A 13,961-nucleotide genomic window follows, 5' to 3' on the forward strand; every position below is an offset into this window, starting at 1 on the left:
CGCCGGTAGTAAGCGCATCGTGACAGTGGCGTGTCGCCAAAAGGTACATGGACCATCGAACCCCCTACTCAATCGCGCAAATGGTTGAGATGCGCCACCTTCGAGGCAGGTCTCCGCTGCGAGTCGAGATGCTCACGGAGACTTGGTGTTCCGCTCGCATGGCTGGGCGCGCTTTCAGTAGACACCTGAGCGCGACCTTTTGGAATATTCCATGGCGCGAGTAACCTCAGTTTCTCCCCGTCTTCCAGACTTACTGCGAAGACCCTTCCAAATTCACACCGCACCGTGAGGTTGGCTAATGACTGAGAGTCCGGGCTCCACAGTTCCTCGTCGCATGCTGGGGCGCAGACTGCGTCAGCTACGCGAGGCGTCCGGCGCGACCGTCGCGCACGCGTGCAAGGTGATCGAGGTGTCCCCGCAGACGATGTGGCGGCTGGAGGGCGGCCAGGCTGTCAAACTCAAGGACCTCTACATCAAAGCCCTCTGTGAACTGTATGGAGCAACGGAGGACGACACCGCAGCGCTGATGGGCCTGGTGCGGGAGACCAAGAGGACCGGATGGTGGCACGCCTACGGCGATGCGGTACCGACCTACTTCGATCTGTATCTCGGGCTCGAAGAAGCCGCCCGGAAGCTGACCACCTTCCATCTGACCTTGCTGCCCGGCTTGCTCCAGACTCCCGCTTACCGGCGAGCAGTGATCTGGGGTGCTTATCCAGGTATGCCTACCGCCGATGTCGAGCGTCGAATCGAGATCGCCACCAAGCGTCAGGAGCGCTTGAAGGAAGCGCGCAACCGCTTCACCATGAATGTATTTCTCGGAGAGGCCGGACTGCGGTATGAGGTTGGCGGGCGGCCGGTTATGACGGAACAACTCCACCATCTCTTGGCCGTATCGCGGCTGCCGACCGTCACGCTGCGTGTGTTGCCATTTCGCACCGAGCGCGTATTGCCGCTGGTAGCAGGGTCCTTCACGGTGATGGAGTTCCCAGCGCTGCTGTCATTTACCGAACCTCCCGTGGTGTACGTTGAGGGTTACACGGGTGCCCTCTACCTGGACAAGCCCAGTGAAATCGATCAATACACAACAGCATGTAAGGCGGTTCATGCCGCCGCGCTGGATGAGCAGGAAACCAGGGAACTGGTGTCGAAGATCGCTAAGGAGTATGGCGAGTGAGTACCGACCCGACCAAGGCGGCGTGGTTCAAAAGCAGTCGCAGCGGGCCCAACCAGGATTGCGTCGAGGTGGCATACCTGGAGGACGGGACGATCGGTATGAGGGACTCCAAGAATCCGGCGGGCCCGGCGCTGGTGTTCACGCCACGGGCGTGGGACGCATTCACGGCTCGGTTGGCGCAAGGCTGGTTCGATCAGCCGTAGACGAATCAGAAGCTCGAGAAAAAGTTTCGTGGCGGATGTCGAGAACGTCGTGACGGCTCCGTCCCAGGGGTGAGCGACCGACGAGGGTCGCACGTTCCGAAGGAGAATGTCATGGCGAAGTACCTGCTGCTCAAGCACTACCGGGGCGCTCCGGCCGCGGTCAACGACGTGCCGATGGACCAGTGGACGCCCGGCGAGATCGAGGCGCACATCCAGTACATGAACGACTTCGCGGCTCGCTTGGAAGGCAGTGGTGAGTTCGTCGACGGCCAGGCCCTGGCGCCGGAAGGCGCCTGGGTCCGCTACGACGGCGAGGGCAAACCGCCGGTGACCGACGGTCCGTTCGCGGAGACCAAGGACCTGATCGCGGGCTGGATGATCATCGATGTCGACTCCTACGAGCGCGCGGTCGAGCTGGCCGGTGAGTTGTCCGCGGCGCCCGGCGCGGGCGGCAAGCCGATCCACGAGTGGCTCGAAGTGCGGCCGTTGCTGACCGCCCCGCCGACCGTCACCGAATGACGGCCGCCGGCGCGGTGGACGAAGCCCAGCTGCGGGATCTGATCCCGGGTGTGCTGGCCGCCCTCGTCCACCGCGGGGCGGACTTCGCGACCGCCGAAGACGCCGTGCAGGAAGCGTTGATCCGGGCCGTGGAGACCTGGCCGGACCGGCGCCCCGCGGACCCCAAGGGGTGGCTGATCACCACGGCGTGGCGCTGCTTCCTCGACCTCGCCCGCTCCGAGGTCGCGCGGCGGCGGCGTGAGCTTCGAGATTCCGAGGAGCCACCACCCGGACCGGCCGCTTCGGTGGACGAGACGCTGCAGCTCTACTTCCTGTGCGCGCATCCGAGCCTCAGCCCCGCCTCGGCCGTCGCCCTGACGCTGCGGGCCGTCGGCGGTCTCACCACGCGCCAGATCGCGCAGGCCTATCTCGTGCCCGAAGCGACCATGGCGCAGCGGATCAGCCGGGCCAAACGCACCGTCGGCGACGTCCGGCTGGATCGCCCCGGGGACCTGCGCACCGTGCTGCGGGTGCTGTACCTGGTGTTCAACGAGGGCTACAGCGGCGATGTCGACCTCGCCGCGGAGGCGATCCGGCTGGCCCGGCAGCTGGCCGCGACCACCGCAGACCCGGAGGTCGCGGGCCTGCTCGCCCTGTTCCTGCTCCATCACGCCCGACGCCCGGCCCGCACGCGTGCCGACGGCAGCCTCGTGCCGCTGGCCGAGCAGGACCGCCACCTGTGGCGGCGCGAGCTGATCGCCGAGGGCGTAGCCGTGCTCCAGGCCGCCCTGGCCCGCGACCGGCTCGGGGAATACCAGGCGCAGGCCGCGATCGCGGCCCTGCACGCCGACGCGCAGACCGCCGAGGAGACCGACTGGGTGCAGATCGTGGAGTGGTACGACGAATTGGTCCGTCTCACCGACAGTCCGGTGGTGCGGCTCAATCGCGCTGTCGCGGTCGGAGAGGCGGACGGAGCGCAGGCAGGGCTGGCCGCCCTCGCCGAACTCGACCCGGCGCTACCGCGCTACACCGCTTCATCCGCCTACCTACATGAGCGGGCCGGAGACCTCGCCACGGCAGCGCAGCTCTACGCACAGGCCGCCGCACAAGCGCACAACCTGGCCGAACGCAACCACCTCACCCTCCGGGCGGCCACCCTCCGCCAGCGCCTTTCGGGCGAAGGAGGCTGAGCGACCGATCCCGCCCGACCATTGCCGAGCAGCCGATCCAGGGTTGTTCCCGCGCACCCCTGGCGCGTGCGCCGCGCTCGTGGTCGCCCCTCGACACCGCGAGCCGCGCACGTCGACGCGAGGCTACCGCAGCTGTTCCACGGCGAATCCGACCAGGAGCACAGCGAATCCGCCGATCTCGCCGATGATCAGCGCGGCGAGGACGAAACGCATCGACGACGGCGGATTGCGCATCTGGTTGTCGGTCTCCCGCTGCAAGCCGAGCCGGATGTAGTTCGCGATCGTCACCACGAACAGGGCGATGATCGCTCCCGCCGCGGTGGCGTTCACCGCGGTCGGCCATCCGGACAATTCGACGAACCAGGCGATCAATCCGGTGGCGAACGAATACAGCAACGCGGCTCGGTGGGCGATGTCGACGTAGGGGTGCGCCAAGCCGTCCGGCGAGGTGGTCATCGCCTGCCACTTCCACACGCCGAGTACCAGTGCCCACAGGAAGATGAGGCCGGCGAAGAAGAGCACCCAGGCCGTTTCCGTGCGAATGATCAAGTCCGTACCCTCATCAGTCCCTCGCGCGCCCACTTGGGCGGCTGTCCAGCGGCAGCGTAGCGCCCGCGACCGGACGGGGCGCGTCGAGAAGCGAACCAGCACTGGGAATACCGACTGGTCGGATCAGGCCGTGAGCCCGAGTTCGCCATACGGAACCAGAAAGGCGCGATCCATCGTGCTCTGCCATCCCCGCTCGGTCCCCGCCAAGGCGTGTCCGCTCGCGGCGGGATCCCTCGGCCACGGCTCGCGCAGGTGCGTCTGGATATCGTCCTGTAGGACCTGCACCAGCTCACTCGCGAACTCCTCCGCAGTCGCGCTGCCCGGCTCGCTGGGGTCCAGCGCTATGGTCGTGCCGACCTCCGGCACCGAAATGCTCACCCATGCCTTCGGGGCCGGACGGCCCGACAGCTCGTGGAAGCGGCGCCACTGTCCGGGGTACTCGGTGCCGACCTCCGCCGAAAAACCGAGAGACCGTTCGATATCGGCAGCGAGCAGACGCGCGCCTCGAACGGCTTCAGAGATGTCCATGGGGTGATTCTCGACGCTGCACGCCGACTCGCGCCCGCGAATTCCGAGCGGCGCCCGGCACTGTGGAAAGCGCCGTGGCCCCGAGCGTTTTCGCTCAGGGCCACGATTATCCTGCGGCGGTTCCTAGTTCTGCTCGTAGGTGGCGATCAGGGTCGCGCGCGCGAGGGTGTGGGAGAACAGGTTGAAGCCCAGGTAGGCCGGGCTGGCGTTCTCGTCGATGCCGAGGCTTTCGACATCGACGGCGTGCACGACGATGAAGTAGCGATGCGGGCCGTGGCCGGGCGGCGGGGCCGCGCCGACGAAGCCGTGGAAGCCGCCGTCGTTGCGCAGAGTGATCGAGCCGGTCGGCATGGCGCCGCCTTCCTCGCCGCTGCCCGCGCCCGCGGGCAAAGAGGTCGCGCTCACGGGGATGTCGGCGACGGCCCAGTGCCAGAAGCCGGAGGCGGTCGGGGCATCGGGGTCGTACACCGTCACCGCGAAGCTCTTGGTCTCCGCCGGGAAACCCGACCAGGACAGCTGCGGGGAGATGTCCTGGCCTCCCGCACCGAAGATGCCGCTGACCTGCTCGTTGCCGAACGGCTTCCCGTCGGTGACATCGGTGGAGGTGAGGGTGAACGACGGCACCTGCGGCAGCGCGTCGTAGGGGTTGTAGGTCATGAAACCTCTCTTCCGGATCGGATCAGCTGTGCAGTAGGAAGTGTTCCAGCACGCGGGTGCCGAATTCGAGGGCCTCCACCGGCACCCGCTCGTCCACACCGTGGAACAGGGCGGTGAAGTCCAGCTCCGGCGGCAGCTGCAGCGGTGCGAAACCGAAGCAGCGAATACCCAAGCGGGCGAACGCTTTCGCGTCCGTGCCGCCGGAGAGCATGTAGGGCACGGTGCGCCCGCGTGGATCGTGGGCCAGCACGGCGGCGTTCATCGCGTCGACCAGATCGCCGTCGAAGGTCGTCTCGTAGGAGTCGAGCTTGGTGATCCACTCGCGTTCGACGTCGGGACCGATCAGCTCGTCGACCTCCCGCTCGAACGCCGCCTGCCGCCCGGGCACCACGCGGCAGTCCACCACCGCCTCGGCGGTCTGCGGAATCACGTTGGCCTTGTAACCGGCCTGCAGCATGGTGGGATTGGCCGTGTCGCGCAGGGTGGCGCCGATGATGCGCGAAATGGTGCCCAGCTTCGCCAGTTGACCCTCGATGTCGGGGCTCGTCGGATCGAACTGCAGACCCGTCTCCTCGGCGACGGCGGCGAGGAACGCGGCCACCGAATCCGACAGCACCAGAGGAAAGGTGTGTTTGCCCAGCCGGGCCACCGCGTCGGCGAGGAGGGTGACCGCGTTGTCCTCGTGCAGGAACGAGCCGTGCCCGGCGCGGGCCTTGGCGCGCAGCCGCATCCACCCCAGGCCCTTCTCGGCGGTCTCCACCAGATACAGCCTGCGCTCGGTGCCGTCGGGCCGCGGTACCGTCAGCGAGAATCCGCCGACCTCCCCCACCGCCTCGGTGACGCCGTCGAACAGATCGGGGCGGTTGTCCACCAGCCACTGCGAGCCCCACTTGCCGCCGTTCTCCTCGTCGGCGAGGAAGGCGAAGACCAGATCGCGCGGCGGCACGGTGCCCTCGAGCTTGAACTGGCGGGCCACCGCCAGCGTCATCCCGACCATGTCCTTCATGTCGATCGCACCGCGACCCCACACGTAGCCGTCACGCACCGCGCCGGAGAACGGGTGCACGCTCCAGTCCGCGGCTTCGGCGGGCACCACGTCCAGGTGCCCGTGAATCATCAGCGCGCCACGGCTCGGGTCGGCGCCTTCCAACCGCGCGAAGACATTGCCGCGCCCGTCGGCGCCGGACTCGACGTATTCGGTGACATATCCCGCCTGATGCAGCTGGTCGGCCACCCACTGCGCGCATTCGCGCTCGCCCTTGGTGGTGGCCAGATCACCGGTGTTGGAGGTGTCGAAGCGGATCAGCGTACTGACCAGCTCCACCACTTCCGACACCGCGCGGGAGCTTCTGTTCGGGTCGATTCCTTCGCCAGTTGCGGACACGCTCCCTTTCCTACCACCCGCGCGGCGGGGCACACGTGCGGACCGGGTGGCGCGGCGGGGCGATGCGGCCCGCACGGTGCGCGATCGCGCGCGACATGGTTGTCCTCAGGGTGATCGGAACTCTCACGCCGGGCCCGGCGGCTGCACCTCGTCGGGGAACACCACCCGCACGAACGCCCAGAACCGGAACACCATGCCCAGCGCCGTGCCGATCAGCTGCGCGGCGACGAAGTCGGCCAGGTTCTGGGTGAAGCGGGAGACCTCGGGCACCTCGAGATGCAGCACATACCGCGACACCCACAGCGGTGCGGTGTTGATCGCGACGGCCAGAAAACTGACCAGATAGAACAGCGCGGCCTCGTGATGACCGCGCCGCCCGCCGCGCCCGTCGAACGACCACTGCTTGTTGAGCACATACGACAGCGTGATCGCCGCGAGCACCGCGACGACTTTCGCCGTGACCGGATGCGCCTCGAGCACAGTGCTCTTCAAGGTCAGGAACACCGCGGTGTCCAGCGTGAACGCGGCGATACCGACGGAGGCGAAACGCAATAGTTCTCGACGCCGTGCCTCGCCCCCCAGCGCGGACGTCACCCGAGCGAAAACGGGGCGTTCGGAAAACAGCACAGGTAGAGTCTCCGGCACATGTCCCTACCCCACAACAAGATCGGCGGATTCACCGCGCCACCTGTTCCGCGGGTGCGCGGCCGGTGGATCGCGGGCAGGTGAATAGCGTGAAAAAGGCCAAGCGGCGCAAGAGCGTTCAGCCGGAGGTCGCTGCCGCGGCGCATGCCGCGGAGCCGATCGCGGTGATCGGCATGAGTTGCCGCTTCGCCGGAGGCGCCGATTCTCCGCAGGAGTTGTGGCGGTTGCTGATCGAGGAGACCGACGCGGTCGCCGACGCACCCCCGCCCGGCCGCTGGTCCGGAGATCACCTCGGTTCCGGCCGAGCCGCCGCGGGCAAGACGGTGTCGGTCGCCGGTGGGTATCTGGCGGATGTCGCGGGCTTCGACGCCGAATTCTTCGGCATCACCCCGCGCGAGGCCGCCGACATGGACCCGCAGCAACGCTTGGCGCTGGAATTGGCATGGCAGGCATGCGAAGACGCGGGGATCCGGCCCGATCGGGTGCCGCACACCGGTGTGTACTTCGCCAACAAGTTCAACGATTATCGCGCCGTCAAACTCGCCAGGGGTGCGACCGCGATCACGCCGTTCACCAGCACCGGAGACGTCGAAGGCGTGATCGCCAACCGGGTGTCGTACTTCCTGGGCTTCGACGGACCCAGCATGACCGTGAACGCCTCCTGCGCCGGATCGCTGGTCGCCGTGCATCTGGCCTGCCAGGCCCTGCGGGCGGGTGAGAGCGAGCTGGCCCTCGCGGGTGGCGTGCAACTGAACCTGATCCCGGAGACCGCGATCGGACTGTCCGCGCTGGGTGTGCTGTCCGCCCGTGGCCGATCGCGCACCTTCGACGCCTCCGCCGACGGCTACGTGCGCGGCGAAGGCGGTGCGCTCGTCGTGCTCAAGCCGCTGCGCCAGGCCCTGCGCGACGGCGACCGCGTCTACTGCACCCTGCTCGGCAGCGCCACCAACAACAACGGCAGCCACCACTCCATGCCCGCCAGCAGCGCCGACGGCCAGCGGCAGCTGTTGCGGAGAGCCTGCGCGGCAGCCGGGATCGACCCGCTGACCATCGACTACGTCGAAGCGCACGGCACCGGCACCGCGGTCGGCGACCGCGCCGAACTCACCGCACTCGCCGAGGTCTACGGCAGCGGCAGAACTCCCGGCGCGCCACTGACGGTCGGCTCGATCAAAACCAACATCGGCCACACCGAAGCCGCCGCGGGCATGGCCGGACTGGTGAAAGTCGCCCTCGCCCTCACCCATCGCCGTATTCCGCGCAGCCTGCATTTCGACCGTGCGCCCGCCGATTTCGACCCCGCGGCCACGGGCGTGCGCGTGGCGGGCACCGCGATGCCGTGGCCGCAGCACGACCGTCCGGCGCGCGCGGCGGTGAGCGCGTTCGGTTTCGGCGGCTCCAATGCCCACGTCATCGTCGAAGCCGCGCCCGCACCCGCTCCGGCCGGCGTCCGCGGTGTCTCCGAGCGACTGGTGGTGCTGTCCGCGCGCACCGAGGCCGCGCTGCGGGCGCACGCAGACCGGTTGCGTGAGCACCTCGTACGCAATCCGGACGTCGCCCTGGACGATCTCGCACACACCCTCGCCACGAGAACTCCTTTCCGGCATCGTCTTTCGGTCGTCGCCGACGAAGTGGGCGAGGTCGTCGAGTTTCTCGGCGTCTATCTCGAGGGGGCCGCGAACGACGTCGAGCCAGTCGAGCACGAGGCCCTGAGCCTGGTGCTGTCCGCGGCCCTGCGTCCCGGCACGGTGGCCCCTCGCGACCTGCTGCGGGCGGCGGGCATCCTGTTCGAGCGTGGCGTCGAGCCAGACTGGGCGGCGGTGAACCCGCCGGGCCGCCCGGTCTCGCTGCCCACCTATCCATTCCAGCGCGAACGGTACTGGGCGGACCCGCGAATAAGCGACGAGGCGCGAGACGTCGCCGCACCCGCCTTGTCCTCCGCGGACTCCGTCCCCGTCGAAATCATCGCTCCCACCCGGGATAGCAGGTCCGAAACCGCGCTGATCACGTCGTCGGGACCGTCGCGCGAACCCGTCGCGACCGGCGACGCTTCGGCAGCGCATCCGGCGGCCGCGGTGTCCGGCGCGCCCGACGTCGCGGCGCTCGCCGCCCTGGTCACCACCGAACTCGCCGAAGTCGTCGGCATCGCACCCGAGCGTGTGGCCGCACGCCAGAACTTCGATCAGCTCGGCATCGGGTCGGTGCACGCGGTGGAGTTGTCGGCCCGCCTCACCGCGCGCCTGAGCATCGACGTCCCCGCCGCGATCATCTGGGGCTGCCCCACCGTCGAACTGCTGGCCGCCGAACTCGGCGTCCGCCTCGCCGCCGCGCACCCGGCGACGGATCCGCTCGCCGCCGGTCCCCGACCACTGATGGACATCGATTCGGTCGCCGCCGATCCGCGACCACTGGTGGACGAGGAAGCGCTCTCCACCGCCGAACTGCTGGCGTTGAGCCGGGAATTGCTCGGCTGAGCCGAGTCGGTCCGGCGACCGGACAAGCGGCTATGCTGCCCTCGGTCCGGGTGGGCTGGGATCGCTAAGGGGGGCAGAGGTGTTGAGGCAGAACGAGTCGTTCGCCGGCGATACGGCCAAGGCGCTGGACTACGCCCACAGCCGCGGCGTGCTGCATCGCGATATCAAACCGGCCAACATCCTGATCGCCGAGCCGGAGACCGGACCGAAACCCGAGGTCTGCTCATCGACTTCGGCATCGCGCGCCTGCTCGACGCGGACACCGAATTGACCGCCACCGGAACGTTCACCGCCACCCTCGCCTACGCGTCACCCGAACAACTGTCCGGTGAGCCGGTCGATGCGTTCGCGTTCGGTCTGGTCTTCTGTCTGACCCTCGCCAGTGGAGCGATGGAGCTGATGACCCCGCAGATCGACCGGCCGTTGGATCGCCGACAAACGTGCCGGGAACCGTTGAGGCGCAGGGCCGGTTCACGGGGCAAGCAGTTCGCGCGCCAGCGCTTCGCTCCACCAGCGTTCGACCGCCTCGGGTGTCCACGCGCGTTCGGTGACGAACGTGGCGTAGACGTCGATGTTGCACAACGCCGCGTAGACGTCGGTGGCGGTGGTGATGTCCAGACCGGACCGCAGTGTGCCATCGGGCCACGAAGAGAACACCTCCCCGCGTGTCCGGTCGGCGACGCGACGCGCCTGCTGGTAGAGGTCGGCCAGCTCGGGTTCGGTGCGCCCGGATTCCCGGACCAGGGCGATGAGGTCTCCGGCGCGGTGGAACAGGCGCCGGTCGTAGCCCGCCATCGCGGCCAGCTGCTGGGCGGGGGTGGGGCAGGCTTCCAGTTCCGCGAGCTGACGGGGCAGGTCCCCGGACAGGTCCGCCGCGTCCACCAGAGCCCAGACCAGTCCTTTCTTGCTCCCGTACGCCGCGTACACCGTCGGTACCGACACACCCGCCTCGCGGGCCACGTCGCCGATCGTTGTCCCGGCCCAGCCTCGGGCGACGAACAGCCTGCCCGCGGCCTCGGCGATCTCGGCGCGAGTGCGTTTCGCCTGCGCCTGCCTGCGCAGTGAGTCGTAGCGCCGACGCTCTGGCTGTGCGTTCACCATTGCCCTCCGGATTGCCTGTACCTATATTCAATATAGGCCATGTAAATCGAATGGCTGCCCGCGCGGGTCGCCCGGCGAGCAACCTCGGTGCGGAGAGGGCACTTCGATGGAATTCACCACCGTGGCGGGCGCGGGCGGTATCGGGTTCGTGGCGGCGGCGCTCGCCGTCAACGTCCTGTACGTGCGTGCGCGCCTGCCGATGCCGGTGTCGGCGGACAAGATCGACGCGGTCGAGGAAGCCTTCGCCGCCGTCGGCCGCGCGCTGCCGCGACCTTCGACGCTCGCTCCCGCAATGTGGTTGTGCCTCACCGTTTTCGCCGCAGGGCTGCTGGCTGTGCTGTGGCGCGGCGGCACGGGCCCGAACGCGTGGGCGTTGGTCGGCTTCGCCGGGGTGCTCATGCAGAACGCCACATTCACCCTCATCGAGGCGCTGCGATTCGGTATGGCCGCGGCCGCCACCCACAGCCGCGGCACCACCGCGGGGTTGTGGGGAACGAGCAACGTCCTGTTCGGCTTCAACCAGGTCTTCCTCGCGACGGCGCTGCTGGGTTTCAGCATCGCCGGTGCCGATGCCGGACTCGTGGCGGGCTGGCACGCCTGGCTCGGCTACGTCAGCGCCGCATTGCTGTTCGTCTCGTCGTCGGCCGGTCCCTACAACGTCGAGGGCGCGGGCCGCATCGCGGTCGTCGGCCTGATCGGCTGGCTGGGGTGGGCGGCTTGGATCATCTTCTGCAGCGTCGCGATGCTGGGCCGGTAGCGCGACATCACGTCCGGTCTTGCCCGGTCGGTTCTATCGCACGGCAAACCTTTCGTGCGCATGCCGACCGGATCCCCAGTGCCCCTGTGCTCGCGAGGCGTAGTCCTCAGGTCGTCACGGGCTCGGTGACGCGGCGGACCGGGCGGATGCGAATGCCCGACTCCGGGCGCAGGTTCACCGAGGCCAGCGGCACCACCGGGTGGGTGTCGTCGAGTTCGAGCCGGAAACGCTGCACCGTCATGGCCAGGATCAGCACCATTTCCGTCATCGACATGTCCTTGCCCAGGCAGATGCGCGGGCCGCCGGAGAACGGGAAGAACGCGAACTTGTGCCGCTCGGCCACCGCGGCGTCGGCGAAACGCTCCGGACGGAATTCCTCCGGGGCCTCCCACAGCCGCTTGTCGCGGTGAATGTAGTACATGCACAACGTAACTCGCGCGCCGGCGGGAACGTGGTAGCCGCCGATCTCGTCATCGGCGATCGGAGTGCGCTCGACGATCCACGCGGGCGGATACAGTCGCATCGTCTCCTCGATCACCATGCGGCAATAGCTCAACTGTCCCAGATCCGCGAACGACGGGGTGCGGTCGCCGAGCACGGTGCGCACCTCCTCGGCCAGCTTCTCCTGGATCTCCGGATGGGTCGCCAGCAGATAACAGGCCCACGACAGGGCGTTGGCCGGGGACTCGTGCCCGGCCACGAGCAAGGTCTTGATCTCGTTGAGCAGGTCCTCCTCGCGCATGCCCTGACCGCCTTCGTCGCGGGCGCGCACCAGCGCGGTGAGCACGTCGGTGGTGTCACCGCCACGACGCCGTTCCTCGATGAGATGGCGCACCACGGCATCGAGTTCGCCCACCTTGCGCGCGACCCGGCGGGCCTCCGGGGTCGGGAACGACTGCGGCAGTTTCACCGGCGCGTTCACCCGCTTCATGATGAACGCGAACGCCGCGCGCATCGCGTCGGTCACCTGGGTGGTGTCGGTGGACAGATCGATGCTGAACAGGATGCGGCCCGTCACCGCGAGCAGCAGCTTGACGAAGTCGTCGTAGATGTCGCGGAACTGCCCGGCCGCGGCGTCCCAGCCGTCGAGCATCGCCGCGGCGCTGTCGGTGATGTCGTCGGCGAAACCCTTGACGTGCGAATGGGAGAACGCCGGGGAGATGAGCTTGCGCTGCGAGCGCCAGTACTCCAGGTTGTTGGTGGTCAGCTGCCCGTCGCCGAGCAGGATGCTGAACTCGTCGTAGATCGGGCTCTTGCGGTAGTTGGTGTAGTTGTCCTTGAGCACGTACTCGGTCATCGCCGGGTCCGCGACGAGGTACACCAGCATCGGGCCCGCCTTGACCCGCACGACGTCACCGTAGCCGTCCAGCAGCGCCCCCACCGTCGTCAGCGGGTTCTGCGCCAGTTTCGGGAGCATGCGTCCGGTTTCCACCAGACCGGGCCCGGGTGCTTTCATGGTCCGACCTTTCACTTCAAGAGCTTGGCGTGCTTGCGCAGCTGGTTCACGTAGTCCTGTTTCTCCACCACCAGCGGATACTGGTCGGCGTGATAGAGCCGCAGCCCGGCATACAGGTCGGGCTGGCGGGCCCGGGTGGCGCGGTCGAAACGCTCGACCCGCCCAGGATCGCTCGCTTTCGCGCGCAGATATTCGGCGACCAGCTCGGCCTGTTTCTCATAGACGTCCCAGTGCGATCCGATCGGCCGCACCATCCCCACCACGAAAAGACCGCGGGTGTGCGGCGGAAAGATGTTCAGATACAGATCCGGTCGCAGGCTGCCCTCCGACCAGTTCAGATGGGCTCGATCGACGACGGGATAGTTCGGCACGAACCCCGTCGCCAGCACCACCAGATCGACCTTCTCCTCGGTGCCGTCGGCGAATGTCACCCGGTCGTCGTCGATGGCGGTGACATCCGGTTTGGGCGTGATGTCACCGTGGGTGTAGTGGTGGTGCAGCTGGTCACCGAGCATCGGGATCACGATGCCCTCGGCGAAATCGGGTACCGGCAGCCCGAACGCGCGGGAGCGGCCCCGCAGATACGAGAACAACCGCTCGAAGGCCCGCTTGCGCAGCGGCCGCCACATCCGGCCCTGGAGCATGCTGTCGGTGGGGCGGCCCAGCAGGTACTTGGGCATGCAATAGAATCCGCGCCTGCTGCTGTGCAGGGTCAGCGCGGCGTTGACCGCGCAGTCGGACAGGATGTCGGCTGCCGACTGCCCGGCCCCGATCACCAGTACCCGCTTGCCGAGCACCTGTTCGGGCGTGCGGTACTCGCTCGAATGCAGCACCGGCACCGTGCCCGAGCCGGGGATGTCGATGCGGCGCGGAGTTCGGTCGTGCCCGGTGGCGACGACGACCCCCGCGTAGCGTCGCTGCGATCCGTCGGCCAGGGTCACCGACCAACCGTCCGCGCCCGGCTCGACGCTTTGCACCGGGGTGTTCAACCGGATGCGCGGCCACAGATCGAAGGCGTCGGCGTAGGCGTGCAGATAGCGCAGCACCAGTTCGTGCCCGGGATAGTCGGGATAGTCCTCGGGCATCGGAAAACCCGAAAATGCCTGCACCCCTTTGGAAGCGATCACATGCGTGTTACGGCTGACCGGTGAATCGGGCCGCCGCGCGTCCCAGATCCCGCCGATCCCGTCAGCCGCCTCGAGCACTTCGAAGTCCAAACCGGCCGCCCCGAACTCACGTGCGGTGGCCAAACCGGCCGCGCCCGCGCCGATCACGCAATAGGTGCTCATCTGTTCCCTCTCCCCTGCCTGCGGGCCTGACCGCTCATGCTGTGTCTGTCTCC

The 13,961-nt window shown here is 68.1% G+C and carries 15 protein-coding genes; 7 read left to right on the plus strand and 8 right to left on the minus strand.

Going from position 1 to position 13,961, the window contains the following annotated elements:
* The first annotated feature begins 298 nt into the window (after positions 1-298).
* The 4 genes from NNI01S_RS14495 (at position 299) to NNI01S_RS14510 (ending at position 3,068) form a co-directional block, all read left to right on the plus strand.
* A complete protein-coding gene (locus tag NNI01S_RS14495) occupies positions 299-1,177 on the plus strand; it encodes a helix-turn-helix domain-containing protein (protein WP_063917473.1) in 879 nt (292 codons plus the stop codon).
* Complete coding sequence (locus NNI01S_RS14500) at positions 1,174-1,380, plus strand: DUF397 domain-containing protein (protein WP_063020605.1); 207 nt, start codon at positions 1,174-1,176, stop codon at positions 1,378-1,380. The genes NNI01S_RS14495 and NNI01S_RS14500 overlap by 4 nt, the downstream gene beginning before the upstream one ends.
* A gap of 111 nt (positions 1,381-1,491) precedes the next feature.
* On the plus strand, positions 1,492-1,899 hold the full coding sequence (locus NNI01S_RS14505; RefSeq protein WP_063020606.1) for a YciI family protein: 408 nt from the start codon (positions 1,492-1,494) through the stop codon (positions 1,897-1,899).
* Positions 1,896-3,068 (plus strand): RNA polymerase sigma factor, encoded by a 1,173-nt coding sequence (locus NNI01S_RS14510; protein WP_063020607.1) that lies wholly within the window; start codon positions 1,896-1,898, stop codon positions 3,066-3,068. Before NNI01S_RS14505 ends, NNI01S_RS14510 begins: the two co-directional genes overlap by 4 nt.
* Before the next feature lie 123 nt (positions 3,069-3,191).
* Here NNI01S_RS14510 and NNI01S_RS14515 read toward each other — a convergent pair whose 3' ends face one another.
* The 5 genes from NNI01S_RS14515 to NNI01S_RS14535 all read right to left on the minus strand — a co-directional run bounded on the left by NNI01S_RS14515 (position 3,192) and on the right by NNI01S_RS14535 (position 6,813).
* On the minus strand, positions 3,192-3,617 hold the full coding sequence (locus tag NNI01S_RS14515) for a hypothetical protein (protein ID WP_435825036.1): 426 nt from the start codon (positions 3,615-3,617) through the stop codon (positions 3,192-3,194).
* Positions 3,618-3,740: 123 nt separating this feature from the next.
* Positions 3,741-4,145, minus strand: a complete 405-nt coding sequence (locus NNI01S_RS14520) for a hypothetical protein (RefSeq protein WP_063020608.1) — start codon at positions 4,143-4,145, stop codon at positions 3,741-3,743.
* Positions 4,146-4,268: 123 nt separating this feature from the next.
* Complete coding sequence (locus tag NNI01S_RS14525) at positions 4,269-4,802, minus strand: YbhB/YbcL family Raf kinase inhibitor-like protein (RefSeq protein WP_063020609.1); 534 nt, start codon at positions 4,800-4,802, stop codon at positions 4,269-4,271.
* A gap of 22 nt (positions 4,803-4,824) precedes the next feature.
* Entirely contained in the window at positions 4,825-6,186 is a 1,362-nt protein-coding gene (locus NNI01S_RS14530) for a M20/M25/M40 family metallo-hydrolase (protein WP_174554401.1), read from the minus strand.
* Positions 6,187-6,309: 123 nt separating this feature from the next.
* Positions 6,310-6,813: a GtrA family protein gene (locus NNI01S_RS14535; protein WP_218019198.1), complete on the minus strand. Its 504-nt coding sequence runs from the start codon at positions 6,811-6,813 to the stop codon at positions 6,310-6,312.
* 107 nt (positions 6,814-6,920) lie between these two features.
* On the opposite strand from NNI01S_RS14535, the gene NNI01S_RS36350 reads away from it, so the two are divergent.
* Together NNI01S_RS36350 and NNI01S_RS14545 are read left to right on the plus strand one after the other, a co-directional pair.
* The gene (locus NNI01S_RS36350; protein ID WP_063020611.1) at positions 6,921-9,305 is read left to right on the plus strand and encodes a beta-ketoacyl synthase N-terminal-like domain-containing protein; all 2,385 of its coding nucleotides are present in this window, start codon (positions 6,921-6,923) and stop codon (positions 9,303-9,305) included.
* 79 nt (positions 9,306-9,384) lie between these two features.
* A complete protein-coding gene (locus NNI01S_RS14545; protein ID WP_063020612.1) occupies positions 9,385-9,576 on the plus strand; it encodes a protein kinase domain-containing protein in 192 nt (63 codons plus the stop codon).
* Positions 9,577-9,776: 200 nt separating this feature from the next.
* Here the strand turns inward: NNI01S_RS14545 and NNI01S_RS14550 are convergent, their stop codons facing one another.
* Positions 9,777-10,406, minus strand: coding sequence for a TetR/AcrR family transcriptional regulator (locus NNI01S_RS14550; RefSeq protein ID WP_063020613.1), 630 nt, complete (start codon positions 10,404-10,406; stop codon positions 9,777-9,779).
* Between the two features lie 106 nt (positions 10,407-10,512).
* Here NNI01S_RS14550 and NNI01S_RS14555 point away from each other — a divergent pair, with 106 nt between their 5' ends.
* On the plus strand, positions 10,513-11,163 hold the full coding sequence (locus NNI01S_RS14555) for a hypothetical protein (RefSeq protein ID WP_063020614.1): 651 nt from the start codon (positions 10,513-10,515) through the stop codon (positions 11,161-11,163).
* Positions 11,164-11,269: 106 nt separating this feature from the next.
* On the opposite strand, the gene NNI01S_RS14560 is transcribed toward NNI01S_RS14555, so the two are convergent.
* Entirely contained in the window at positions 11,270-12,619 is a 1,350-nt protein-coding gene (locus NNI01S_RS14560) for a cytochrome P450 (protein ID WP_063020615.1), read from the minus strand.
* An 11-nt stretch (positions 12,620-12,630) separates the two neighbouring features.
* The coding region (locus NNI01S_RS14565; RefSeq protein WP_218019199.1) for a flavin-containing monooxygenase at positions 12,631-13,961 on the minus strand (1,331 nt) is incomplete at its 5' end.

The sequence above is a fragment of the Nocardia niwae NBRC 108934 = DSM 45340 genome, from assembly GCF_001613465.1.
Classification (GTDB): Bacteria; Actinomycetota; Actinomycetes; order Mycobacteriales; family Mycobacteriaceae; genus Nocardia; species Nocardia niwae.

Coding starts and splice junctions, on each gene's coding strand:
- NNI01S_RS14495 (WP_063917473.1), top strand. CDS start 299: ATGACTGAGAGTCCGGGCTCCACAGTTCCTCGTCGCATGCTGGGGCGC.
- NNI01S_RS14505 (WP_063020606.1), top strand. CDS start 1,492: ATGGCGAAGTACCTGCTGCTCAAGCACTACCGGGGCGCTCCGGCCGCG.
- NNI01S_RS14510 (WP_063020607.1), top strand. CDS start 1,896: ATGACGGCCGCCGGCGCGGTGGACGAAGCCCAGCTGCGGGATCTGATC.
- NNI01S_RS14520 (WP_063020608.1), bottom strand. CDS start 4,145: ATGGACATCTCTGAAGCCGTTCGAGGCGCGCGTCTGCTCGCTGCCGAT.
- NNI01S_RS14525 (WP_063020609.1), bottom strand. CDS start 4,802: ATGACCTACAACCCCTACGACGCGCTGCCGCAGGTGCCGTCGTTCACC.
- NNI01S_RS14550 (WP_063020613.1), bottom strand. CDS start 10,406: ATGGTGAACGCACAGCCAGAGCGTCGGCGCTACGACTCACTGCGCAGG.
- NNI01S_RS14555 (WP_063020614.1), top strand. CDS start 10,513: ATGGAATTCACCACCGTGGCGGGCGCGGGCGGTATCGGGTTCGTGGCG.
- NNI01S_RS14560 (WP_063020615.1), bottom strand. CDS start 12,619: ATGAAAGCACCCGGGCCCGGTCTGGTGGAAACCGGACGCATGCTCCCG.